Here is a 24809-nt window from a genome sequence, read left to right as displayed (position 1 = left end):
ATTTGTTTTATTTTTCTAACAGTACTTCTAAGCGATTTACTTGTGTAGCAACTGTATCAAGTGTAGCAACAGAAGTTTCATTGCGACGATTTTCTTCTTCGACACTTGCTAGTACTTCTTCCGTTGCAGCAGATGTTTGTTGAATGACGCTAGATGCATGCGTTACGTCTTGGACAATATCAGATGTTCTTCGTTGGAAATTCTCTTGATGTTGTGCGATTTCTGCCATCAATCGATTAATCGTTTGAATAAATGAACCAAGGTTGTTCACGTTGGCTAATACGTTCGTTAACATTTCGTTACACTCTTCTTGTACACGTTCGCTATTCTTCGTTTGTTCTTCTACTTTACTTGTTTGGTTCGCAAATTCTTTCAAGATACTTTGAATGCGACTTGCTGAACGATTGGATTCATCAGCAAGCTTTAGTACTTCATTTGCTACCACTGCGAAGCCTTTTCCGTGCTCCCCTGCACGAGCTGCTTCAATATTTGCATTTAAGGCAAGTAAGCTCGTTTGTTTTGAGATGTTTGTAATAATATCAACAATTTCATTAATTTTCTTTGAGTGTTCTTGTATTTCTTTAAATGTATGAGCAGATTGTGACATAATATCATTTAACCTTCCCATATTTTTCTCAAAGTTATGTAATGTGTCAACGCTTACTTTTGAAGCCTCCAGACTTTCATCAACATTTGCGGAGGCATTATGTATTTGTGAAATAATCTGTGCCATGTTTGTTTCCATATTGTTTAATACTTCTACAGAGCGAGACATCATTTCAGCTTGTGATTGTGTACCGCTTGCGACTTCTTGGAATGCACTATTAATTTCGTACATTGATGCGCTTGATGTTGTAATGTTTAGCTTTAAGTGACCGAAATGTTGGTTGAGTGTCATAACCGTTTCTTCGATTAACTTCTGTGATGCTTCTAGTTCTTCCGCTTTTTTCATGACTGCTTCTTTTTCATTATTTAAATGTGCAAGTAAGTTCTTTCCAATCTTTGTTACTCCCCACATTGCTGTTGTAATCATTAACTGTAAGACTGCGAAGTTCACAGCTTCTGTACCATCTGTATAAGCGAAAAATTGCTCTGGCCAGTTAAGGCAAAGGATGAATGCTAGAATACTAGAAAATCCACCAAGCATAAATGTTAGACGACCATTTAAATAAATAAGTGAAATCGCGATCGTAAAGTACACCATATGGAACATCGCTGGTGTTTCATTAAATGTTTGAATCATGATATACGACATAAGGAGCGTTAAGAATGTCATGATGTACTTATAAATATGTACGGCTTTAGGGACGAATTGTAGGGCAAATCCAGCCCCAAAGACAGAGAGGCCGCAAAGCCAAAATGGTAATGCTGTCATTGTAAATGCATATCCGTAATAGCTAATAGCAGCTACTCCGAGCATAAAACTACAAATACAAATAAATAATAGTAGATTATTCTTCTGTGACTCCTGATCTAAATTTGTAAAGCATTTTTGGCGTAACCAGTTCATTAATAAGTCCCTTCCTTAAATCAAATTTTATTTTGGGAGAAAAATATACACTTCAACAAGTTAAATGGTATATTTTGTTTTTTTCTATAGAACAATATTTTACCATATATATGTTGATAAGGCTTGTATTTGCTTTCCCATATAATTTCATCGGCATAATAAGCAGCTATTTCAATTGTTTTGACTTGAAAACATTTTTATGTGACGAAAATGTAAGGAAGATGTAAGGAGAAGAAATAGTTTCATTAATGTTTTTTAAGCATAATAGCAATAGTGATTGTAATTGGAGGTATTATTAAGATGAAACGTATATTAGGATTATTTGCTGTACTTATGATGTTCGTTATTGTAACAAGTGGATGTGGTCAAATGATGGACCGTGTGAATCCGTTTATTGATATGGATGAGTATTATGTATTGTTAAAAGAGGATGGGAAGAAGCTTGACGAAAAACAATGGGAGTACGAGTTAACGGGCTATAATAAAGATGGAGACAAACAAGAGTTTGTGTTATTAACATCACGTGATTTACGAAAAGACGCGTATTTAAAAGTATTCGTGAAGGGCAGAAATGGTAAATCATTTGTCGAAGTACAAGAGAATGAAGTGCCGGAAAAAGCATTAGCCATAATTAAGAAATAATGAAACGAAGAAGCTACCTTGAATGAAAAGGTAGCTTCGTTTTTTAATAATCTGTTTTTAGCTCACCAGTTTTGTATTTGTTGCCTGGAAAAAATCGTAGTAAGTCACTATAAATAATATTGTCGGAGTACTCGAGTTCGGCTTTCGATTGATGAATATACGGTGTACAACTCCCCATCTCTGTTTCTTCTCCTGTCTTTTTGTCATAGCATACACCTTTCGTATAGATGAGGTCTTTCGTGATGAAGCTATCGTCACGGAGAATGATGAATTCCTCGCGCTTCTTCGCGAATAGTTGTTGTCCGAAATGAAAATCTTTGTTGCTGCTGATGCCAAGTAAATGAAGAATAGTCGGCTTCACATCAATTTCCCCGCTTACAGTTGGAATAACCTTTCCTTTTTTTTCCGGGATATGAACGAAGAGAGGAACTCGTTGTAATTGAATATGGTCAAATGGTGTAATCGATTCTTTATCTAAGTATGCTGCCATTGCTTTATTGTGATTTTCTGAAATCCCGTAATGATCGCCGTATAAAATAATGACAGAATTGTCGTATAACCCTGCATCTTTTAAGTCTTGAATAAATTGTTCAAGTGCCTCGTCCATATAGCGTACAGTTTGGAAGTAACGGTTCAATGTTTGGTCATTCGAGTCATAAGGTGGTAGCATTTGTTCTTCTTCAGGTAAATCGAACGGATAGTGATTCGTTAATGTAATAAGTTTCGTATAGAACGGTTGTTGCAACGACGTTAAATAAGGGATGGATTGTTTGAAAAACTCTTTGTCTTTGAGTCCCCATTGTGTAGACGTTTCAGGTGTTGTTTCGTAATCGCCATTATGGAAGTAACGGTCATATCCAAAAGCTGGATAAATGACATCACGGTTCCAGAAGCTTTTATTATTGGCATGAAAAACAGCAGAATAATAGCCATTTGGCTTTAATAGTTCAGGTAAGGCAACATATTCGTTGTTTGGATGAGTGAAGAAGACAGCTCCTCGGTCTAGTGGATATAATGAGTTTTCAATAAGAAATTCGGCATCAGATGTTTTTCCTTGTCCTGTTTGATGATAAAAGTTAGGAAAGGAATAGCTTTGTTTGGCGAATTTATTTAGGAAAGGTGTTATTTCTTGTCCGTTTATTTTTTGATTTAGAAGGAAACTTTGTGTTGATTCCATCGATACCATAATAATATTTTTTCCTTTTGCAATGCCGAAGAAAGAGTCGTTCTCCACTTCTGGATATTTTGCACTTATGTAATTTTCGACTTCCGTTAATTTGTTTCCATCTGCAAGGGCGCGCTGAACAGAGGTCTTTGATTGAAGAATAGCGTCATACAGATGATACGTGTATAGACCAAGGTTTTTTACGAGCATCTCACGATCGAATGAACGTGTTAGTAGTTGTGGGCGTTGTATTTCAGCGAGCGTTAAATTAACGAGAAAGATACATATGCAAGTGATGAAATACATGTTTTTTTTAGGGCGAGAAACAGGTCCTGTATAGATGAACGACGGCACTTTCCATATGACGAAGAGGAGAATGATAACGTCTGCGAACGCAATGAGTATTTTGTAGTCGATTAGTTGCTGGATACTAGCGCCTAAATCTCCGAAGTTGTTTGTTTGAAATAAAACAGGCAATGTAATAAAGTCATCGAAAAATGTATAGAAGAGAATGTTACTAGAAAGAAGGAGGGATAAGGAAATACTCACAAATAAGATGAATCTTGTTCTCTTTTTCCCCTCTAGAAACAAGCTAATACCTACTAAAAACAATACCGAGCTCAAAGGACTAAGGAAAAGAATGAATTCCTGCATTGTATTTTCAATTTTGAAATGGAATGAAAGTTTGTAGACGATATATGTTTTTAGCCAAATAAGTATAGCAACAAACAGAATGAATCGTAGTTGGTTTGGTGATGCCTCCTTCACGACATATCCTCCTTCGTACAGAAAATGTTCCTTGCAACCGAGTTGTCCATTCGAAAAATGGACGTGTTGTAATCAGTATATAAAGGAAGGGGAGAAGATATGAAGAAAAAGGATGAAACTTTTAGTCAGTTTATCGTAAATAGTGAGTGGAGAATTATGCCGAGCAGCGGGGAAATCAACAAAGTGGATGGTAATATTCTTCCAAAAAGCGAACAACAAAAAAAGTGACCACCTATGCGATGGCCACTTTTTATTATGCTAAATGATTCTGGTCTTTTTTTGTTTCTTGTACGTCATCACGTTGCCAGCACTCGACATTATCAAGGCCAGGTACTGTGTCAGCATAGAAGACAGGGTCTTTACCAGCTTTCATTTGGCGTGTGAAGTCTTTCAGTACAGCGAAAGCAGTTTTGCTCATTAACGTAATTGCAAGTAAATTCACTAACGCCATCAAGCCCATGAATAAGTCTGCCATATCCCATACAAATTGTAGGGCAGCAATAGAACCTAAGACAATCATTGCAATAACAGCAATACGGTATACATACGACCAACGTTTATGAATATTTAAAAATTCAATGTTTGTTTCGCCGTAATAATAGTTACCAATTAACGAGCTAAATACGAATAAGAAAATCGTGAATGTTAAGAATGCGCTTGCCCATCCACCTAATTGTTCTTGTAACGTAATTTGTGTTAATTCAATTCCTGTTAATCCAGATGTAGCATATAAGTCCGAGCACAGAATCATAAATGCCGTAGCACTACAAATGATAATTGTCGTTGTAAATACACCTAACGTTTGAATTAATCCTTGTTTTACTGGGTGAGATACTTCCGCTGTTGCAGCTGCATTTGGCGCAGATCCCATACCAGCTTCATTCGAGAATAATCCACGTTGAATACCAAGCATAAGGGCAGCGCCCATACCGCCACCAGCAAATTCGCGGAAGCCGAATGCATTTGCCATAATTGTTTCAAATACTGCTGGAAGTAACGTAATGTTCTTAAACATAACGAATAGTGCAACACCAACGTATGCAATTGCCATAATTGGTACGATTATTTCTGTGAAGCGAGCGATACGATTAATACCACCAACCACAACTACTGTGAATAGTAGCGCTAATAAAATACCTGTTATTTTTGTATCTATACTGTATGCGTTTTGTAGTGCGGCACTTACTGTATTAGCTTGTACTGCATTGAATACAAGACCGTATGTAATAGTAATAAGAATAGAGAAAATAATCCCCAGCCAACGTTTATTTAGTCCTTGTTCCATATAGTAAGCAGGACCGCCACGGTATCCGCCATTATCACGGATTTTGTATACTTGTCCAAGTGTACTCTCAATGAAACCAGTGGCTGCTCCAATCAGAGCGATAACCCACATCCAGAAGATAGCACCAGGCCCTCCAGTTGTAATAGCGATTGCGACACCCGCAATTGTTCCTGTTCCTACACGAGAAGCAATACTAATACAGAATGCTTGGAACGATGATACGCCAGATGACTCTTTTTGCTTTGATTCTCCTAATAAACGGAACATTTCCTTTATGTAACGGAATTGAACGAAATTTGTTCGTAGTGTGAAAAACACACCTAATGCAAGAAGAACGGCGATAAGGACGTATTTCCAAAGAACACTGTTCGCTGCAATAATAAAATCATGAATATTTCCCATAATGTTCCTCCTCTTTTTTATTGTTTTCCTTGTTCATGCAAAACTAAACTACATATGCTGATTTGTAAAACCAAGTGAGTGGTTATGTTGGTAGGACAAATAAAGTGTTAGTGAAAGAAGCATGTTAAATGAATATATATGTATAGTTGCCCGAATAAGGAGCACATAAATGAACCTTATTTGATTCGTATATGTGCAGATTATTCTTATAATATAAGGATAAAACTAAACGATAGTTCTTATTATAATAAGAATACTCTTGTTATTTCAAGGTTTTTCACATGAGAGTAGAGGTAAGTTACCTCATTTCTCCTTTATTATATGGCATTCCATTTATCTCTAGTCATGTATTATAAAAGCTTGCAATAGAAGGATTTAGACAGTATTTATAAGTGGAGAATGTGTTATGAATTTTAGTACAAAAACTTTTTTGAGGAAATATATAGACAAATAAATAACCATCTTCTATAATTAGCTTCTAAACAATGTATAAATATTCAATGGAATAATGAATATAGATAGATATCGGGGTGAGAGCGATTAACAACAAACTAGGACTACCTTCTTTAATCGGGGTAGTAGTTGGGGCCATGATTGGCGGGGGATTATTTAACCTTCCGAGTGATATGGCAGCAGGTGCACATAGCGGTGCTGTACTAATCGGTTGGGTGATTACAGGTATAGGAATGATAGCGCTAGCGCTATGTTTTCAAAACTTAGCAGTGAAGAAGCCGGAGCTTGATGGCGGTGTGTATAGTTATGCACGAGCGGGATTTGGAGAGTATGTAGGCTTCAATAGTGCCTTCGGTTATTGGTTATCGGCTTTCTTAGGAACGATTGCTAGTTTCACATTATTATTTAATTCATTAAGTTATTTCTTCCCAATCTTTGGAGAGGGTAATAATATGGCGTCAATGATTGGCGCTTCGGCTCTATTATGGACGTATCATTTTCTTGTATTACGTGGAATGAAAGAAGCAACGCTCGTTAATTTAGTAACAACGATTGCGAAATTAATTCCAGTTGTGCTTTTCATTATTGTTATGGTTATTGCATTCAACATGAAGACATTTACATTTGAGTTCTTCGGACCAGGTGAATTCAGTTGGAGCTCGTTGTTTGAACAGACAAGAAGCACGATGCTTGTTACACTGTGGGTATTCATCGGTGTAGAAGGTGCAGTCGTATTATCAGGTCGAGCGAAAAATAAGAAAGATGTTGGTCGTGCGACGGTTATCGGATTATTAGGTACGTTAGCAATTTATATCATGATTTCGATGTTATCACTTGGTGTTATGCCAAAAGAAGAGCTAGCAAGCTTGAAGTCTCCGTCAACAGCGTATGTGTTAGAGTATGTTGTTGGGCCGTGGGGAGCAATCTTAATTAATGTTGGATTAATTATTTCATTAGTTGGTACCTTACTTGGTTGGACAATCTTAGCATGTGAAATTCCGTATGTCGCATCTAAAGACAAGTTATTTCCGAAAATGTTCAATAAGGTAAATAAGAATGAAAGTCCAAGCGCTTCGTTATGGGTAACGAGTGGGATTATGCAAATTTTCTTCGTCTTAATTGCAGTTACATCGTCGACTTACCAAGCGTTATATTCAATGGCAAGTACAGCGATGCTACTCCCATACTTATTCTCTGCGCTGTATCAAGTGAAAATAACAGTGAATCGTGACGGATACAATCAAAATGAAGTAACAAGAAAACAACTTATTATCGGTATTATTGCATCGGTGTATGCTGCATGGCTTATTTATGCTGCAGGATTAACGTACTTACTAAGTGTAACAACGCTATACTTCATCGGACTTGTTTTCTACTGGAAAGCGAAGAAAGAGTCGAATGAGCGAATGTTTACGAAGTATGAAGCAATGTTAGCGCTTATCATTGTTGTTGCAGCTGTAACAACAGTGTATTTAATCACTACAGGTCAAATGTACCTGTAAAGGAAAACGTCTAGAAAGGTGAAACACCTTCCTAGGCGTTTTGTAGTTTTTTGGGTAAAATGTTAAAAGTTATGGACAATGTTCGACAAATTGGGGATAATAGTCGATAGAATTCAAAAGAGGAGAGTAGAAGTATGATGAGTAGAAAAAGCAACATGAAGAAATCATTGACATGGGTACATTATACCATGATGTTCATCCTCCCACTTATGACAGTTGGATTAATGGAAGGATTACATCGTCGTTCTATTGGTGCATTTCTTCATTGGATGGTAGACAGACCGGTAGAGTTTTTCTTTACGTACGTATTTGTATGGAGTGCGTGTGCAATGTTTATGGCATTTTCGGCGCAAGGATACTTCATTGGAAGTGCAGTTGTCACATTGCTATTGGCCACCTTTGCATACGGTAGTTCAGTTAAAGCAGAATTTCGTGGTGAGCCAGTTATTCCGACAGACTTTTGGATGTTGAAAGAGGCGATGGCGGTAAGTATGTACGTGCCCCTTATGACGTGGATTTTAGCAGCACTTGCAATTGTCGGTGTCGCTATTGGAGTTTTCTTTATTTCGAAATGGGGAAAAGGGAGGACTGTACCGAAGTGGGTACGTATTGTAATGCCAGTGCTGGCAGTTGTAGTAATGATTCTTTTCTTTATGGAAGATAAAGTGAAGTTACGTGAACAGGCAGGACTTCGTTTTATTTCATTTGAACAACAAACGAACTATAATCAAAACGGTTTAGCTTTAGCGTTCATTGATAACTTGCAATATTTACACATTTCAGAACCTGAGAATTACACAGAAGATACGGTAAAAGAGCTTGTTGATAAGCGAGCGAAAAGTCAGGTTGCTACAACAGCATTAGCTGGTAGTGGGGAAGAGAAGAAGCCAAATGTCATTGTTGTGATGAGTGAAGCATTTTTCGATCCAACATATTTGCCGAATGTAACCTACAGTGAAAATCCACTTCCGAACTTCCACCGCTTGCAGGATGAGCATATTGGTGGGAAAGTGAATGTATCTGTATTTGGTGGAGGAACAGCAAATAGTGAGTTCGAAGCGTTGACAGGCATGTCGACGAAATATACACCAGCAGGGGGAATACCGTACATTCATTATGTCAATAAAGAAACACCATCCATCGCATGGCAATTTAGACAAGCTGGTTATGATACGTCTGCGATGACGACATACCACAACTGGTTCTATCGATTAAAGGACGTATACAAATATTTTGGATTTAATCGCTTAGAAGGTATGGAATTCTATGCAGAGCCAGAAATGGATGGATATTATATTAAAGATAAAGAATTGATGAAGAAAATAACAAATCAAGTAGCTGACACAGAAGAACCTGCGTTTATTTATGCAGTAACGATGCAAGGTCACGGTCCATATGATAATATGCCGAAGAAAGATAAGATAAAGGTTAATGCCGAGTTACCAGACAATCAGTTAGAACAACTTAGTTATTTCGCAAATACGATGAATGAAATAGATGCATCTATTAAGCAATTAACAGATGATTTGCAAGCGTTAGATGAACCAACAATTGTCTTATTCTTCGGTGATCACTTGCCTTCGCTTGGTGGTGTATTTGAAGGTACTAAATTCAATACAGGTGGCACACCGTTTGAAGATTACATGAGAATGTATCATACACCGTTATTAATATGGGATAACTATTCGGGTGAAAAAGGCGAGTTGTCAATGAGTGCGCCATTCATTGGACCTTACTTATTAGACCGTGCTGGTGTAGAAGGAAATAACTTAACAAATTATTTAGCAGGCTTATTTAAAGAAGGTCATCGTTACATTTTAGCAGAGCAGTGGTTTAATGAAATTAAATTCCCGAAAGAAGTAATAGATGAATATAGGCTATTGCAATATGATATGTTATTTGGAGAACGTTATGGTGTAACAAAAAAAGATATTCCTGTAACGGAAGGTTTCAAACAAGGGTACAAAGGTCCGGAAATTAGCACGATTGCTAAAGATGGGGACAAACTAGTAATTACTGGGACAGTGTTCACTGAAAAATGTCGTGTACAAGTAAATGGAAAAGATATACAGACAACATATGTGAACCCTACAACGTTAGAAATCGAGGCGAAGAGTGCGGCAGATGGCGATAAAGTTAAGATTCAACTGTACGACTCTCGAGATGCGAACATTTACACAAGTGCAGAATATACCTTTTAAGGAAAAGTAGTCTGATGTTTTCAGACTACTTTTTTATTTTTCAATAGGTATGTAGACTGCTATAATGAAAGTTATTCGAGAGGAATATTTCTATCAATCTGTTAGAGGTGGAGAACTAACAGCTGATATAATCTATACTGACAAAGCAAAGGAGCGTGTCTAAATGTTATTTAAAAAGAAACAACAAGAGAAAAAGCAACGCTCACCATATTTATTTGTATTCTTATTACCACTGATTACGATGCTACTAGTTGAACTGATTCAGCGCGGTGGCTCGGTTGTAAGTTTGGGAATATGGTTAGGTATTCATCCGAAAGAGTGGTTAGTAACATACGTATTAATATTTGGTGTGTTTTCGATTTTTTTATTAATTTCCGTTCGTGCTTACATGGTAGCGGGAATTATATTAAGTATTCCACTTTGTGGATTTGCAGCAGGGAGTGCCATTAAGCAAGCGTTCCGTGGCGAGCCGTTACTTCCAGCAGATTTCTTATTAACGACAGAAGCTGGTGAAGTAACATCCTATGTTCCGACATTTGTATGGATTCTTATTCCAATTATCCTTATTCTTGTCGTGATGGCAGTTCGTTATGTATGGAAAACAATGGGCGATAAGAAAATCCATTTTGGCATTCGCGCAGCGTTAGGAATTCTAGGGCTTGTATCGGTATTCCTATTAGTGAACGAAGAGAAATATGATATTCAAGGTAAATTAGGCTTAGGATTCGTTTCATACGATCAACGTGCAAGTTACGAATCAGCAGGTCTATATTTAGCGTTTATTGACAACATTAAACATTTACATGTGCCAGAACCAGCGGGGTACAATAAAGAAACAATTGAGAATTTAGTACCACAGACAGCAGTACAGGAAGTAGTGAAGAAAGCTCCTGATACACCAGACGGAAGACAACCAAACGTTATTGTTGTGATGAGTGAAGCATTCTCTGATCCGACAGAATTACCAGGCGTAACGTATAGTGAAGATCCACTTCCAAACTTCCATGCTCTTCAAAAAGAGCATCTATCAGGAAAGATGAACGTATCTGTATTCGGAGGCGGAACAGCAAACTCTGAATTCGAAGTTATTACAGGTATGTCAGCGAAATATGTGCCAAGTGGAGTAATGCCTTACATTCATTATGTGAATCGTCCGTTACCATCAATCGCATGGCAATTTAGAGAAGCTGGCTACGACGCAACAGCAATGACACCGTGGCATAGCTGGTTCTATAAAATTAAAGATGTATATAAAAACTTAGGATTTAACCGTCTTGATAGCCTTGAGTTCTACCAAGATCCAGAGACAGCTGGCGGTTATGTGAAAGATAAAGAATTAGTACCACGTATTGCAGATCAAGTGAAGAATCAAGAGAAGCCAGCATTTATTTACGCTGTAACGATGGAAGGACATGGTCCGTATCCAGATAATAAAGATATCGGGGATATTACAGCAGAAGGCTTAAAAACAGAATCATCGAAGAATATTGTAGAATATTTCGCTAATACAATGCATTCTGTTGATCAATCCATTAAACAATTAACAGACGAATTAAGTGCAATTGACGAACCGACAATTGTTGTATACTTCGGTGACCACCGTCCTTCATTAGGTGCTGGTGAAAAAGTATATGATGAAGTAGGTATGGGTGAGAAACCAGGCGACTATGCATCATATAAAGAAATGTACAATACACCAATGCTTATTTGGGACAATTACTCTGGACAAAAAGGCGATTTATCATTAACGACATCGTTCTTAGGTCAATATTTATTAGACCGTGCAGGAGTAGAAGGGAATACAATGTCGAACTTCTTACACGAACAATATGTAAATGGTGTGAATTTCTTACCATCAGAACGTTGGTTAGATGCAGAGAACTTCTCACGTGAGAAGATGGACGAGTACAAAATGTTGCAGTACGATATTTTACACGGAAATCAATATGCCGTACCATCAGCTCAACTTCCGAATCCAGAAGGTTTCCATTTAGGAATTAAAGGTCCGGAAATTGAGAAGATAGAAGAGAAAGATGGTAATATCATTGTTACTGGTAGCATGTTCACGAAAGACACGAAAGTAGTAATTGACGGTAAAGAAGTAGATACAACGTATGAGAACCCAACGACGCTAACAGTTAGTGCAAGTAAGGTAGATAGTGGAAAGCATGCGGTAACACTGCATCTACTCGATTCACAAAAGATTAAAATTTTCACAAGTAAGCCATATTCATACGAAAAATAAGAAAAAGCAAGTTGTCCTAGTGACAACTTGCTTTTTTACATTTGACGTGGATTACGTTTTGTCTATCTAAAGCGCTGTCAATTATCGTAGGAATAAAAATAATCATATGAAATGAGAACATAATTATTACGTATTGACACGTTATTATATAGAAAAAAGGAGTAATCGTTTTGTTCTTGCACGTATTAAAACAGCTATTGACCGAGTAACATGACAAGCTGCCAACTAGAAATTGCGAATGGAAGTAATGCTACGAATTTCAACCAGCTTTTCTTTGTTACGAATCCAATTACTAATAATACTACCCCGATGATGAAAAGAATCATAATTTGCATGAACGTCATGGTGGTTCCCCCTCCACATCTTTTCGTATATATTCTTTTTCTATTTCCACATCACAAAATTTATTCGTTAGTAAATTTCTGCCCCGGAATTAATGTGGAAAAATAAATATATACTACTCTTTTTGTAACATATATTTGGTTAAGTGGGAAATAAAACGCATTCCTGAGTGAGAATAGTTATCAACTAGTTGTTGTTATGCTACAATGAAAACGAAACTAAATAGGTGGGAGTGGGATAGATGAGTTTTCGAATCGAAAGAGACACGCTTGGAGAGGTGAAAGTTCCTTCGGATAAATTATGGGGAGCACAAACGCAAAGAAGTAAAGAGAATTTCGTGATTGGAACAGAAGTAATGCCCGTAGAGATCATCAAAGCATTTAGTTTATTAAAGAAGGGTACAGCAATTGCGAACTATAAGCTAGGAAAGTTATCTGAAGCAAAGATGGAAGCAATCGTTCAAGCAGCTGACGAAATTTACGAAGGAAAATGGGATGAGCAATTCCCGTTAGTTGTATGGCAAACAGGAAGTGGTACACAGTCGAATATGAATGTGAACGAAGTCATTGCAAGAAGAGGAAATCAACTTCTGAAAGAGAAAGGAAAAGAAGAGGTTATTCATCCAAATGATGATGTGAATATGTCACAAAGTTCGAATGATACGTTCCCAACAGCTCTTCACGTTGCAGCAGTAATAATTGTAGAAGACTATGTAATGCCGTCCTTAAGCCGATTGAAAGAAACATTCAAGAAGAAGGCGACTGAGTTTTCTGATATAATAAAAATAGGTCGTACGCATTTACAAGATGCGACGCCACTTACGTTAGGACAAGAAATTAGTGCATGGGAGCAAATGCTAAACAAGAATGAGCGTATGATTATAAGCAGTGTAGAATATATGAAAGAATTGGCAATTGGTGGAACAGCTGTAGGAACAGGCTTGAACGCACATCCGAAATTTGGAGACATGGTTGCTGAAGAAATTAGTACATATACAAACAAGACATTTACATCAGCGGTAAATAAGTTTCATGCATTAACGAGTCATGACGAAGTAGTTTTTGCGCACGGTGCATTGAAAGCGTTGGCAACAGATCTGATGAAAATTGCGAATGATGTACGTTGGTTAGCAAGTGGACCAAGAAGTGGTATTAGTGAAATTATTATTCCGGAAAATGAACCGGGAAGCTCTATTATGCCCGGTAAAGTGAATCCAACGCAAAGTGAAGCATTAACCATGGTCGTTGCGCAAGTGCTAGGGAATGACACAGCAATTGGTTTTGCTGCTAGTCAAGGAAACTTCCAGTTGAACGTATTTAAGCCAGTTATTATTTATAATTTTTTACAATCTGCACGCTTACTAGCAGATGCGATGGATTGCTTCAACGACAAATGTGCGATTGGGATTGAACCGAACTATACTCAATTAGAGAACAATTTACAACGTTCTTTAATGCTTGTAACAGCACTTAATCCATACATCGGTTATGAGAATGCTGCAAAAATAGCAAAGCTCGCTCACAAAGAAGGACTAACGCTAAAGGAAGCAGCACTTCAAACAGGGTTACTGACGGAAGAACAATTCGATGAATATGTTGACCCGTCCAAAATGCTTCATCCAAGTGCTGACTAACAGTAGGGATGGGATTACATGGCTTTAAAAGTGGAATATTTTACGTTCCAGCGAATTTTTGGAAGCGTTAGTTTGTTTCTCTATGTAGGATTGACGCTATCGATTGTGCTCGATGGGGGATTAACTAACTGGCAAGTAGTTCAAACTGTTGTGACAGTAGGGATTATTTCGCTTCTTTTACGAGGGAAGTATGAGCCGTCGGAAGAATATTTAAAAGTGAAACAAGGAATGTTCAGCTTTAACCTCTATTATAAAGATATTTCAAAAATTGTTGATCATACGAGAGTAGATGAACAAGGAAAGAAAAAAGGGGTAAATAAAGTTGAGATTTTCTATGGGGAAAATAATAATTATATTATGCTAACGCCACGTAACAAGGAAAAATTAGACCTTGTATTTGAAGAATATTGTCCACAGATTACAGTTAAACGAGTGGCGGTGTAACGAGTTTAAAAGGTATCCATCATCATGCAGATGGATACCTTTTTATTTTTTCTAGAAGGGATGGAAATTAGTGTTGACAATACAAGAGAAGAAGCGTACATTTATATATATTGTTTAACTTTATTAAATATTAATATACTAAATGAAATAGATAGCACCTATCAAATATATAAAGACTGGGCATGGGGAGTTTTTTAGTAAGTGTGAATGCGGTGTTAGAGGAGGAAAAAGAATGGGTGAGCAAGCGTTACAGCAGCCACGACAGGAGAAGCGTGGTTTATTAATTGCTGGTTTATTAATTGCGATGTTATTCGCAGCGCTAGATGGTACGATTGTTAGTACAGCGATGCCTCGTATTGTTGGGGAACTTGGTGGTTTAAGTATGATGGCATGGTTAACAACATCTTACATGTTAACGTCTACAGCTGTCGTACCAATAGCGGGGAAATTAGCGGATTTACTTGGACGTAAAGTAGTATACGTTGCAGGTATTGCGATTTTTATTATCGGTTCTGCATTATGTGGAATGGCACAAGATATGATGCAATTAATCATTTTCCGTGGTATTCAAGGTATTGGTGGCGGTATTATGATGCCGATGGCAATGATTATTATTGGGGATATTTTTACAGGGAAAGAACGTGCGAAGTGGCAAGGTGTATTCGGTGGAATATATGGCCTAGCTTCAGTTATTGGTCCGCAAGTTGGTGGATGGATTGTAGATACGCTTGATTGGAGATGGGTGTTCTACATTAACTTACCAGTTGGTATTCTAGCGGCAGTTGTTATTTCGATGGGATTACAAGGTCATACGAAGAAGGATCATGTGAAGTTCGATATTGCGGGTATGTTCACGATGATTGTTGGGGTTGTAAGTTTATTACTTGCGTTAACGTTCGGTGGAGTAGATTATCCATGGGGTTCGTGGCAAATTATTAGCTTATTTGCGCTAGCGGCTATTTTCTTAGTAGCATTTGTTGTTGTTGAGACAAAAACGGAAGAACCGATTTTACCGATGCATTTATTCAAAAATAAAGCATTCGTGACAATCAACGCTGTTGGTTTCTTAATGAGTATTGGAATGTTCGGCGCGATTATGTTCGTACCGTTATTTATGCAAGGTGTTGTCGGAGTAAGTGCGACAGAATCTGGTACAATTATGACGCCAATGATGATTTCACTCGTTATTGCGAGTATTATCGGTGGGCGAATTGTTGTGAGAATTGGGGTTAAACCACAAATTATCGTCGGTTTAGTAACAGTTGCAACGGCATTTTATCTCTTATCGACAATGGACATTAACACGACAAAAATGACGACTACAACATATATGATTGTACTTGGTCTAGGATTAGGCCTTGTGATGCCGACATTAACATTGGCGCTTCAAGAAGTATTCTCTAAGAAAGAGCTGGGGGTTGTAACATCTTCTAGCCAGTTCTTCCGTCAAATTGGTGGAACGTTAGGGATGACAGTACTTGGTGCAGTGATGAATGCAAGGTCAACGAATTTATTAACGGATAAATTAGTACCGTTCTTAAATACGATGCCAAAAGAAATGAATACGCAAATGTCTGAAATGATTCATACGAATCCACAAGGATTATATTCAATGCTATTAAATCCAGACTTATTAAGTACGATGCCGCCATCTGTGATAGAACATGTCGTTCCAATTGTGAAAGATGCAATGGTTGGTTCTATTCATAGTGTATTCCTTGTTGGGCTATGCGTTGTGGCAATTGCTGCGGTTATTGCGGTCTTCTTGCGTAATATTCGTTTGTCGGATCGTAAAAAGGATGAAGTAGAAAAAGAAGAATCAGTTGTTTCATAAATGATAAAGCCGTAACTCCATCAAGGGTTACGGTTTTTTGTGGTAAAATAATGAAAAAGGAGGGGGTTATATGCAAAGAATTATTGAACAAGGTGGAAAATATACATATATGGAATATATCGTTGTAGTCATCGCTTCTTCGTTGATGTTAAGAAAACATAGCCGTATGGAAGAGCTTCGACTGCAAATAAAAGAAGAGTTAAGAACGAAGAATCGTAAAAATTGAAAACATACTGATAGCAACTAATAAAAAATGAAAAGGATGCCTTGTGAATGTTCACAGGCATCCTTTATTTGTAACGGGCAAATTATTTTTCTACTTTCATCGGAGAGTATCCTTTTTCTTTCAGCATAGCCACCATACCGTCTTTGCCGATAACGTGTGCTGCACCGACAGCAACGAAATACGTTTTGTCCGTTTTTAAGTATTCTTCCACTTTCTTTGTCATGTTGATATTACGGTCATAGACAACAGATTTGTATTGTTCTTCGTTTGATGATTCAATGATTTCTTTCATTAGAGCTTCTTCGTTACCTTCTAGATAATTCGCTGCAAATTCTTTTACTTCTGCAATCGCTTCTTCTTTTGATTTGATTTTCATTAATTCTTGTTCAGCTTCGTTTTTTGTATACTGATTATAGAGCAATTCTAGTTGGGAATCCATCGTTTCTAATGCTACATGTTTTTTCTCTGTCTTTTTTGCTTCTTCTGTGAAGTAGGAGTCTAACCCGAAATCCGGTGAATAGCCAGCTGCCATATAGCTCATTTGTGTAAAGGTAATACCAATCATTTCTGGATTCATGATTTTCAGCATATTGTAATCAATTCCGTACTCTTCAGCGCGCTTTTTAATATGTGTCGCAGTTTCAGGAGAAATATGGCTTTCAACCGTTTCGCCATTCTTGTACATAAAATCAAGAAGTTTATTTTCCATGTTAGCCTCTTCAATAATTTCTGTCACTAACGTATCAGATGATGTAAATGCGTCATTTACGAATGATGGAAGTGGATAATATTCTGGTTTTCCAAGATGTTTTGTTCCGAATAAATACACTGTAGCATCTCCGTGTTTCACTTCCCATAAGAGTGGTTTGAGAGAGGAAGTTGCGCTTTTCTCCTCGGTCTCTTGTTTTTTTGCAGGTTCTTTGGGTGTGCTTGTTTCTTTCGGTTCGCTTGAACAACCAACTGCTAATAATAAAATAGTAAACAAACTAAATAGTAGTTTTATTATATGCTTCATTAATAGATATCCCCCTTTTTAATTACAAGATGTTATATTCAGAATAATCCACATTCCCTTTATTTACAAATACTAGTTTTTATTTCTTTTTTCATCTTGTATCACTACATATGTCGTGATACGATGTATATAGAGGTGATAACCGTGGATAAAGAGATTTTAAAAGGAAGTATTGATATCTTGCTTTTGACAATTATTTCGAAATACGATACGTACGGATATGAAATTATTCAAGAGTTGAAGAAGCAGAGTGGGGATGAATATAACATGAGTCAAGGAACACTGTATCCTGCTCTGAAAAGAATGGAACAAAAAGAGTTTATCGAGTCGTATTGGGGAGAATCAGAAACAGGGATGCGCCGGAAGTTTTATCGTATTACTACAAATGGCAAAACAGAATTAGAGCGTAAGTTGAAATCGTGGGAGCAAATCACGAATTTAATTAATATGTGTGGTAAAGGGGCTTTGGCATGAAAGAATTAGAAGTGTACATACAAAAGGTACTTAGCGAACTAAGTGTAACGAAGAAAGAGCGACAAGAGTTATACGATGAAATGTACGATCATTTGTATAGCTTGTATATGGAGAATTTGAGTAATGGAATGAATGAGGAAGGAGCTGTGAGTGCCGCTGTTAGTGATTTTGGAGAAAGTAAATTTATTGGAAAAGAGTTGGGAAAATCAATTTCTCCGGATGAAAAATATGTAAAAATTGCATTAGGTCTATACTCAGTATGGATGATTTATTTATTGTTCATCTATAATCGTCCAATGAATGGATGGTCAAGGGTGGTAGAGACAATTGAGTATATTGGGATTGGTCATTATATTAATCTTGTTCCATTTCAGTCAATTTATGCATATGTTTCAGGATTTACAAACTATAATCTTAGTACATGGATGATGAATATCGTTGGCAATATTGTTGTATTCATTCCATTTGGATCATTGTTGCCGTTATTATCTAAGAAATATATGAAAACAAAGAAACTTATCATGACATGTACATTAAGTTTGTTAGTAGTAGAAGGGCTGCAATTAGCGACGATGCGCGGTATATTTGATATTGATGATATTATTTTAAATATGACTGGTATTTTAATAGGCTTTGCGATGTGGGGTATGATAAAGAGATATACTCCACTGAAGCAAGTAAAAGAATAAGTATGAGAAACTGTTAGATTGGGAGTCTAGCAGTTTTCTTTTTATTATCGCAAAAAAAATCAAAAAATTCCAATATACGTATGATACAGTGGTACTTAGAAGGAGGAGATGAGAGTGTACAAAGAGTACGATCGACTAACGAAGAAAGCAATTTGATATATCGAAGAACATATGATGGAAGAGATTGATCTAGAACAAGTCGCAAATCATTGTGCTATGTCAATGTATCATTTTCATCGAATCTTCCAACAGGTGAGTGGAATGAGTGTGGCAGAGTATATAAGGAAGAGGCGATTGACGTATGCCGCGAAGCAACTGGTGGAAACAGACATACGTATTATTGAGATTGCTTTTATGTTTCATTTCTCGTCACAAGAAGCATTTACACGTGCCTTTAAGGCGATGTTTCATTTGACGCCAAAGAAATATCGAACGTTTTTTCGAACATTTTATATGGAGGAGGAGAGAGTGATGGAAGAGCAGACTGGATATCAACAAGGGTGGATTGAAAGTGGGAGTCATCCAGATGATTATACGATAGGTATTGATAAGGAAACGGCACATCAAGGAAGAGCATCTGCGTATATTAAGTCAAATGGTAGTGAAGCATACGGTTTTGCGACGTATATGCAAATGTTTAGGGCGCATACGCATCGTGGGAAACGTCTCCGCATGTCGGCATTTTTGAAGACGGAAGAGGCGAAGACAGGGGCAACGCTTTGGATGCGTGTCGATGACAAACAAGGGGAAGTACTTCAGTTTGATAATATGGAAACACGTAAAGTAAGAGGTGCAACAGAGTGGAACACATATTCAGTTGTATTAGATATACCGGAAGAGTCCGAGTGTATTGTATTTGGTGTTATGTTGCAAGGACCTGGTCATGTGTGGGCAGATAGCTTCCGTTTTGATGAGGTAGATGATAAAGTACCGACTACAAATATATTAGAAACGATGATGGATAATTTGCTAGATGAGCCTATTAATCTATCGTTTGATGAATGAGAGAAGTCGAATTGCCATAATTCGATTTTTTTCTTTTAGATATAAAAAAGAAGCTAAATCATTATGATTTAGCTTCTGGACAATTATGCTATTTTCTCATTTGGGCTACTGTGTTTCTTCTCGGACTCAGCGACTGCTAGAGCACATACAGCATCACCTGTAATGTTAACAGCTGTACGAGTCATGTCTAGTAAGCGGTCAACACCCATGATAAGAGCAATACCTTCTACTGGTAGGTTAACTTGGTCTAATACCATTGCTAACATGATTAGACCAACGCCTGGAACACCAGCTGTACCGATACTAGCTAATACGGCAGTAAGAACGACCATAATTAGTTGTTCGAATGTTAATGTAACACCATATACTTGAGCAATGAAAATTGTCGCAACACCTTGCATGATAGCTGTACCATCCATGTTGATTGTTGCGCCTAATGGTTGAACAAATGAGCTAATACTGCGTGGTACGCCTAATTTTTCTTGCGCAGTTTTCATTGCGACTGGTAACGAAGCACTACTACTTGATGTACTGAAACCAATCGTCATAACAGGGAAGAAGTTTTTAAAGAACCATACAGGGCTCTTCTTCGCTAATAATTTCACAGCGCCACCGTATACGATAACTGTGTGTAAAAATAGTGCAATAAGGATTGTAACCATGTATAACGCCATTTTGCCCATTGCATCAAATCCTTGTTTACCAATTGCGCTTGCAATTAAAGCAAATGTACCATATGGTGCAGTCTTCATTACGACTGTAACGAGGTAAAGCATAATGTTATTGCCTTCTTCGATGAAGTTGTAGAATGTTGGTGATTTCTCACGTAACATTGCTAATGCGAAACCTACTAATACGGCGAAGAAAATAATTGCTAACATATCACCATTAACCATTGCTTGAATCGGGTTATCAGGAACGATATTTAGGAATGTGTCTACCACGCTTGGTGGTTCTCCTTTTGGTTCGTACGCCTGGCTAGCGGCAGTATCGATTGATCCGACTTTTCCTGGAGATAATACAAGTGCAAGTGCCATTGCTAACATAATAGCGAGTGCAGTTGTTACTAAGAAGAATGAAATGGCTTTGCCACCGATTCTTCCTAATTTCTTCGGGTCACCGATACCAGCAGCACCAAGAGCAATTGAGAAAAATACAATAGGTACGACAAGCATCTTAATTAATTTGATGAATAGTTTTCCGACAGGGTCAAACACATATTGATTGAGTGGTGTAAACAAATGTGGTGCGAATAAGTTCAGTGCTAATCCGACGATCGCCCCGAAAAGTAATGCGAGTAAAATATTTCTTGTTTGTTTCAAGTAGACCTCCACCTTTCTCTGTTGTATACAATACGAGCACCTATTTATGATAGGTGCTCGCCCTGTTATATAATAGTTTAGTATATGAAGAATTTACACGTCTACTTTCTAGCTTGTGAAGCGTTGAATTAGTAGAGTTCCATATACTGATCGCGTTCCCATTGGTGAACTTGTGTGCGGAACATATCCCACTCAATTTCTTTTGCTTCAATGAAGTTCTCTAATAAGTGAGAACCTAACGCGTTGCAAATAACTTCATTTGATTTTAATTGTTCTAATGCCATTGATAGAGTAGCAGGTAAGTCTACGATACCAACTTCTTCACGCTCTTCTTTTGTCATCACGTAAATGTTACGGTCAACAGCAGGAGGTGGAGTTAATTGGTTCTTAATTCCGTCTAATCCAGCTGCAAGAAGTGTTGCTAATGCTAAGTATGGGTTAGCTGCTGGGTCTACACTACGTACTTCTACACGAGTACTCATGCCACGAGAAGCTGGGATACGTACTAATGGGCTACGGTTTTGACCTGACCATGCTACGTAACAAGGAGCTTCGTAACCAGGTACTAGACGCTTATATGAGTTAACTGTTGGGTTACAAATCGCTGTAAAGCTAGGTGCATGCTTAATTGTACCTGCGATAAATTGTAAGGCAGTTTCACTTAATTGTCCTGGTGCTTTTTCATCGAAAAATGCATTCTCGCCATCTTTGAATAATGATACGTTGCAGTGCATTCCAGATCCGTTCACGCCGAATAATGGTTTTGGCATGAATGTTGCGTGTAAGCCGTGCTTACGTGCGATTGTTTTAACAACAAGTTTGAACGTTTGGATTTGGTCACATGCTTTGATAACATCAGCGTATTTGAAATCAATTTCGTGTTGCCCTGGTGCTACTTCGTGGTGAGAAGCTTCTACTTCAAAGCCCATTTCTTCTAATTCTAATACGATATCACGACGGCAGTTTTCTCCTAAGTCTGTCGGTGCTAAATCGAAATATCCACCTTTGTCATTTAACTCTAAAGTTGGGTTTCCTTTTTCATCTACTTTAAATAAGAAGAATTCTGGTTCAGGACCTAAGTTGAAAGAAGTGAATCCAAGGTCTTTCATTTCTTGAACGATGCGTTTTAAGTTTGCGCGTGGATCACCTTCAAATGGTGTACCATCTGGCTTGTAGATATCACAGATTAATCGAGCAACTTTTCCTTTTTCGGCAGTCCAAGGGAATACTACCCATGTGTCTACGTCTGGGTATAAGTACATATCAGACTCTTCAATACGAACGAAACCTTCAATAGAAGATCCATCAAACATCATTTTGTTGTCTAATGCTTTTTCTAATTGGCTTACTGGAATTTCAACGTTTTTGATAGCTCCTAGTAAATCTGTGAACTGCAAACGGATGAACTTTACATTTTCTTCTTTAACTAAGCGGAAAATATCCTCTTTTGAGTATTTTGACATAAGTGAAAACCCCTCCACGTAAATAAGTTGTATTCTTTAATATAGTTTGATTTTATATCGTGTTAGATTAGTTGTCAACATTATGTTAGGTTTTCTAACATTAAAATTTTTCCACTATTCATAACGATATGTATAAAAAGAAAAATCCCTCACTAATGAGGGATTTTTGAAAGAGTGTATTTAAATATTCTTCAATTGTTTCGACGACATTTGTAAATGGATCGAAGTATGTTCCTTCTTGAATGAGCTCATTTAACGTTTCATGAACGAGAGGTGGATCATCAGTAATAATACCGTCTACCCCCATTTTCAAAAAGGTATACATGCTGTCATATTCATTAACGGTCCATACGTATAATGGTTTGCGTAGCGCTTTAGCTGTATGAACAACGTCTTTTGTAACTAAGTATTCTTCTAAGACGAAGAAGTCACCTTCTAGTGCCTGTAAATTAGCAGCACTTGCATATAAGATATATCCTACTTGAAGGTGGGGATTCGCTTTTTTTATTTTAGGAACAAGTTCGTAGTGTAGTGTTTGAACAATACATTCATTCTCGAAGTTATTACGCTTTATTGTCTCTATCAATTTTTCAACGATTTGGTTTTCATGGCCATGCAATTTGACCTCGATGTTTAGTTTAATCTTTCCTTTAGTAAACTTCATCATTTCATCTAGTGTACTAATTTTACCAGTGAAGCCATCTTGTTGTAGCGTTAATGCTTGTAGCTCCGCTGTTGTTTTTTCATAGACGTGGCCGTTCGTATTTGCTAGTCGAGCTAATTTTGTATCGTGAATAACAACTAGTTCACCGTCCTTCGCTTGCAGGATATCAATTTCTGCATAATCAGACTGTGTATTAATTGCTCCTTGGACAGCTTCTAATGTATTTTCGACACCTGTATTAATATAGCCGCGATGTGCGATTGTTAATGGTTTGTTATAAATAGGTGCGATCAATGCTGTTGTTGTAATAGTAATAAGAAAGAACGTGATAACAGATACATACACAAAAATAAGTTTGTATCTATGCTTTTTGAAAAAGCTTTTATGTTTCATTTCAAGAAAATCAAGAATATGTTCATCTAGCGTAATATCACTCGGATTTACCTTTTGAACGTATATACGTGTCACAATGATAAGGAAGAACGGTGTTGTAATAAATCCGATAATGAATAAAAAGTTAGCGTATAAAATTGCTAAGATTGATTTTGCTATTACTTCTATTGTACTACCAGCCGTTACATATACCTCAAAGATATAGGCAATGCCAGCGATGATAAAGCCAATCGCAAGCAAAGAAAGAAGGAAGACAAGAAATAGAACAAAGCAAATTTTGATTAGCTTCCAGTAGTCGTGATTTACAATTTTTGCACTTTTGTTTGCTGCATGGCGGAATGCTTTTCCTTCTAGCACCATAATTGGTATGGCGAATATCCAACGAATATTCAAGTAGAAGAGAATAGCGAGTAAGGCATAGTATGCCATCTTCCAATGAAACGTCTTATAAATTTCTCCTGTAATGAATTTCGGAATCTCAATAGATGGTAGTAACGATGAGCTAAAGCCGATATTCATAAATGGGAGAATGAATAATAAGAAGAATGCGAATGCAGGGAAACAGAACGAGAGGAAGATTGGCAACCTTGAAATGGTTTTCTTAAAGGCAGAGCGAATTTTTACTTTCCGTCCTGTATGGGCATAGTATGCCATGATAATAAGAACCGAAAACTCGAAAAATATAAAGAGCATGGACATTGGTAAACTAATAAGTAAGAACAAGATACCGTACTTACTAATGAAGAAAGCGAATAATTCTTCGTTCGTCGCGTTGCTATATCCTCCTAGTGCAAGCAATTGATAGAAAGTCGCTTGTAAAAATGGGATAAATAGAAAAACAGTTGCTAGTTTATAGAAAACTTCAAACCCGAGAATACGCCAGAAAGAGGCGTGAATCGTCTTGATTGAATATATCATTAACTTTGTTGCAGATAAATGTTGAGTATGCATACAAGTGTATAGTTCCTCCGTATGTTTGTTTCGCTCATTGTATCAGAAGTAGGAGAGATATTCCACTAGCACAAAAGCCGATCTATATTTGTATAGATGTGTGTTAGTATAGGCAATTTGTGAATATAATGAAACAATATATCGTGTTTTTTTTTAGGAACTATCTATACTTTCTAATAGT

Annotated in this window: 20 protein-coding genes; 12 read left to right on the top strand and 8 right to left on the bottom strand. The window is 37.2% G+C overall.

Translation table 11 applies throughout. The annotated features are described in order from the left end of the window. Nucleotides 1–7: 7 nt before the first annotated feature. The gene (locus IEV41_RS08560; protein ID WP_188387969.1) at nt 8–1510 is read right to left on the bottom strand and encodes a DUF4077 domain-containing protein; all 1503 of its coding nucleotides are present in this window, start codon (nt 1508–1510) and stop codon (nt 8–10) included. A 300-nt stretch (nt 1511–1810) separates the two neighbouring features. Here IEV41_RS08560 and IEV41_RS08555 point away from each other — a divergent pair, with 300 nt between their 5' ends. Continuing rightward, nucleotides 1811–2152, top strand: a complete 342-nt coding sequence (locus tag IEV41_RS08555; RefSeq protein ID WP_188387968.1) for a YxeA family protein — start codon at nt 1811–1813, stop codon at nt 2150–2152. Nucleotides 2153–2195: 43 nt separating this feature from the next. On the opposite strand, the gene IEV41_RS08550 is transcribed toward IEV41_RS08555, so the two are convergent. Further along, entirely contained in the window at nt 2196–4085 is a 1890-nt protein-coding gene (locus IEV41_RS08550) for an LTA synthase family protein (RefSeq protein ID WP_229722180.1), read from the bottom strand. A 99-nt stretch (nt 4086–4184) separates the two neighbouring features. Here IEV41_RS08550 and IEV41_RS20170 point away from each other — a divergent pair, with 99 nt between their 5' ends. Beyond that, the gene (locus IEV41_RS20170; RefSeq protein WP_268235133.1) at nt 4185–4313 is read left to right on the top strand and encodes a hypothetical protein; all 129 of its coding nucleotides are present in this window, start codon (nt 4185–4187) and stop codon (nt 4311–4313) included. 25 nt (nt 4314–4338) lie between these two features. Here the strand turns inward: IEV41_RS20170 and IEV41_RS08545 are convergent, their stop codons facing one another. Then, the gene (locus IEV41_RS08545) at nt 4339–5772 is read right to left on the bottom strand and encodes an alanine/glycine:cation symporter family protein (protein WP_188387967.1); all 1434 of its coding nucleotides are present in this window, start codon (nt 5770–5772) and stop codon (nt 4339–4341) included. Between the two features lie 518 nt (nt 5773–6290). Here IEV41_RS08545 and arcD point away from each other — a divergent pair. The 3 genes from arcD (at nt 6291) to IEV41_RS08530 (ending at nt 12173) form a co-directional block, all read left to right on the top strand. Further along, a complete protein-coding gene (gene arcD, locus IEV41_RS08540; protein WP_205181484.1) occupies nt 6291–7727 on the top strand; it encodes an arginine-ornithine antiporter in 1437 nt (478 codons plus the stop codon). Nucleotides 7728–7861: 134 nt separating this feature from the next. Further along, nucleotides 7862–9928 (top strand): LTA synthase family protein, encoded by a 2067-nt coding sequence (locus IEV41_RS08535; protein WP_188387965.1) that lies wholly within the window; start codon nt 7862–7864, stop codon nt 9926–9928. Nucleotides 9929–10091: 163 nt separating this feature from the next. After that, nucleotides 10092–12173, top strand: coding sequence for an LTA synthase family protein (locus tag IEV41_RS08530; RefSeq protein WP_188387964.1), 2082 nt, complete (start codon nt 10092–10094; stop codon nt 12171–12173). A gap of 194 nt (nt 12174–12367) precedes the next feature. On the opposite strand, the gene IEV41_RS08525 is transcribed toward IEV41_RS08530, so the two are convergent. After that, on the bottom strand, nt 12368–12517 hold the full coding sequence (locus IEV41_RS08525; protein WP_188387963.1) for a hypothetical protein: 150 nt from the start codon (nt 12515–12517) through the stop codon (nt 12368–12370). 239 nt (nt 12518–12756) lie between these two features. On the opposite strand from IEV41_RS08525, the gene fumC reads away from it, so the two are divergent. The 4 genes from fumC to IEV41_RS08505 all read left to right on the top strand — a co-directional run bounded on the left by fumC (nt 12757) and on the right by IEV41_RS08505 (nt 16652). Continuing rightward, complete coding sequence (gene fumC, locus IEV41_RS08520) at nt 12757–14148, top strand: class II fumarate hydratase (RefSeq protein WP_188387962.1); 1392 nt, start codon at nt 12757–12759, stop codon at nt 14146–14148. An 18-nt stretch (nt 14149–14166) separates the two neighbouring features. Continuing rightward, nucleotides 14167–14592, top strand: a complete 426-nt coding sequence (locus IEV41_RS08515) for a PH domain-containing protein (protein ID WP_188387961.1) — start codon at nt 14167–14169, stop codon at nt 14590–14592. Nucleotides 14593–14824: 232 nt separating this feature from the next. Further along, nucleotides 14825–16426, top strand: a complete 1602-nt coding sequence (locus IEV41_RS08510; RefSeq protein WP_188387960.1) for an MDR family MFS transporter — start codon at nt 14825–14827, stop codon at nt 16424–16426. Nucleotides 16427–16496: 70 nt separating this feature from the next. Beyond that, on the top strand, nt 16497–16652 hold the full coding sequence (locus IEV41_RS08505) for a hypothetical protein (protein WP_188387959.1): 156 nt from the start codon (nt 16497–16499) through the stop codon (nt 16650–16652). Between the two features lie 82 nt (nt 16653–16734). Here the strand turns inward: IEV41_RS08505 and IEV41_RS08500 are convergent, their stop codons facing one another. After that, complete coding sequence (locus IEV41_RS08500; protein ID WP_188387958.1) at nt 16735–17667, bottom strand: TraB/GumN family protein; 933 nt, start codon at nt 17665–17667, stop codon at nt 16735–16737. A 144-nt stretch (nt 17668–17811) separates the two neighbouring features. On the opposite strand from IEV41_RS08500, the gene IEV41_RS08495 reads away from it, so the two are divergent. The 3 genes from IEV41_RS08495 to IEV41_RS08485 all read left to right on the top strand — a co-directional run bounded on the left by IEV41_RS08495 (nt 17812) and on the right by IEV41_RS08485 (nt 19835). Next, nucleotides 17812–18141, top strand: a complete 330-nt coding sequence (locus IEV41_RS08495; RefSeq protein ID WP_188387957.1) for a PadR family transcriptional regulator — start codon at nt 17812–17814, stop codon at nt 18139–18141. Next, complete coding sequence (locus IEV41_RS08490; RefSeq protein ID WP_188387956.1) at nt 18138–18830, top strand: VanZ family protein; 693 nt, start codon at nt 18138–18140, stop codon at nt 18828–18830. The genes IEV41_RS08495 and IEV41_RS08490 overlap by 4 nt, the downstream gene beginning before the upstream one ends. Before the next feature lie 171 nt (nt 18831–19001). Further along, on the top strand, nt 19002–19835 hold the full coding sequence (locus tag IEV41_RS08485; RefSeq protein ID WP_229722179.1) for a helix-turn-helix transcriptional regulator: 834 nt from the start codon (nt 19002–19004) through the stop codon (nt 19833–19835). Between the two features lie 83 nt (nt 19836–19918). On the opposite strand, the gene IEV41_RS08480 is transcribed toward IEV41_RS08485, so the two are convergent. The 3 genes from IEV41_RS08480 to IEV41_RS08470 all read right to left on the bottom strand — a co-directional run bounded on the left by IEV41_RS08480 (nt 19919) and on the right by IEV41_RS08470 (nt 24628). After that, entirely contained in the window at nt 19919–21157 is a 1239-nt protein-coding gene (locus IEV41_RS08480) for a dicarboxylate/amino acid:cation symporter (protein WP_188387955.1), read from the bottom strand. 128 nt (nt 21158–21285) lie between these two features. Continuing rightward, nucleotides 21286–22620: a type I glutamate--ammonia ligase gene (gene glnA / locus IEV41_RS08475; protein ID WP_188387954.1), complete on the bottom strand. Its 1335-nt coding sequence runs from the start codon at nt 22618–22620 to the stop codon at nt 21286–21288. A 118-nt stretch (nt 22621–22738) separates the two neighbouring features. Beyond that, nucleotides 22739–24628, bottom strand: a complete 1890-nt coding sequence (locus tag IEV41_RS08470; protein WP_188387953.1) for a glycerophosphoryl diester phosphodiesterase membrane domain-containing protein — start codon at nt 24626–24628, stop codon at nt 22739–22741. Between the last annotated feature and the right edge of the window lie 181 nt (nt 24629–24809).

This window comes from Priestia taiwanensis, from assembly GCF_014638355.1.
GTDB classification, from domain to species: Bacteria; Bacillota; Bacilli; order Bacillales; family Bacillaceae_G; genus Priestia_D; species Priestia_D taiwanensis.
The sequence above is the reverse complement of the archived record's forward strand: the minus strand, read 5'-3'. Positions and strand labels throughout refer to the sequence as shown.

Excerpts from the sequence above, each read along its gene's own strand:
- glnA (WP_188387954.1), bottom strand. The coding sequence starts at position 22,620 with ATGTCAAAATACTCAAAAGAGGATATTTTCCGCTTAGTTAAAGAAGAA.
- IEV41_RS08555 (WP_188387968.1), top strand. The coding sequence starts at position 1,811 with ATGAAACGTATATTAGGATTATTTGCTGTACTTATGATGTTCGTTATT.
- IEV41_RS08515 (WP_188387961.1), top strand. The coding sequence starts at position 14,167 with ATGGCTTTAAAAGTGGAATATTTTACGTTCCAGCGAATTTTTGGAAGC.
- IEV41_RS08530 (WP_188387964.1), top strand. The coding sequence starts at position 10,092 with ATGTTATTTAAAAAGAAACAACAAGAGAAAAAGCAACGCTCACCATAT.
- IEV41_RS08560 (WP_188387969.1), bottom strand. The coding sequence starts at position 1,510 with ATGAACTGGTTACGCCAAAAATGCTTTACAAATTTAGATCAGGAGTCA.
- fumC (WP_188387962.1), top strand. The coding sequence starts at position 12,757 with ATGAGTTTTCGAATCGAAAGAGACACGCTTGGAGAGGTGAAAGTTCCT.
- IEV41_RS08470 (WP_188387953.1), bottom strand. The coding sequence starts at position 24,628 with ATGCATACTCAACATTTATCTGCAACAAAGTTAATGATATATTCAATC.
- IEV41_RS08510 (WP_188387960.1), top strand. The coding sequence starts at position 14,825 with ATGGGTGAGCAAGCGTTACAGCAGCCACGACAGGAGAAGCGTGGTTTA.
- IEV41_RS08485 (WP_229722179.1), top strand. The coding sequence starts at position 19,002 with ATGATGGAAGAGATTGATCTAGAACAAGTCGCAAATCATTGTGCTATG.
- IEV41_RS08535 (WP_188387965.1), top strand. The coding sequence starts at position 7,862 with ATGATGAGTAGAAAAAGCAACATGAAGAAATCATTGACATGGGTACAT.
- IEV41_RS08545 (WP_188387967.1), bottom strand. The coding sequence starts at position 5,772 with ATGGGAAATATTCATGATTTTATTATTGCAGCGAACAGTGTTCTTTGG.
- IEV41_RS08500 (WP_188387958.1), bottom strand. The coding sequence starts at position 17,667 with ATGAAGCATATAATAAAACTACTATTTAGTTTGTTTACTATTTTATTA.
- IEV41_RS08505 (WP_188387959.1), top strand. The coding sequence starts at position 16,497 with ATGCAAAGAATTATTGAACAAGGTGGAAAATATACATATATGGAATAT.
- IEV41_RS08525 (WP_188387963.1), bottom strand. The coding sequence starts at position 12,517 with ATGACGTTCATGCAAATTATGATTCTTTTCATCATCGGGGTAGTATTA.
- IEV41_RS08490 (WP_188387956.1), top strand. The coding sequence starts at position 18,138 with ATGAAAGAATTAGAAGTGTACATACAAAAGGTACTTAGCGAACTAAGT.
- IEV41_RS20170 (WP_268235133.1), top strand. The coding sequence starts at position 4,185 with ATGAAGAAAAAGGATGAAACTTTTAGTCAGTTTATCGTAAATAGTGAG.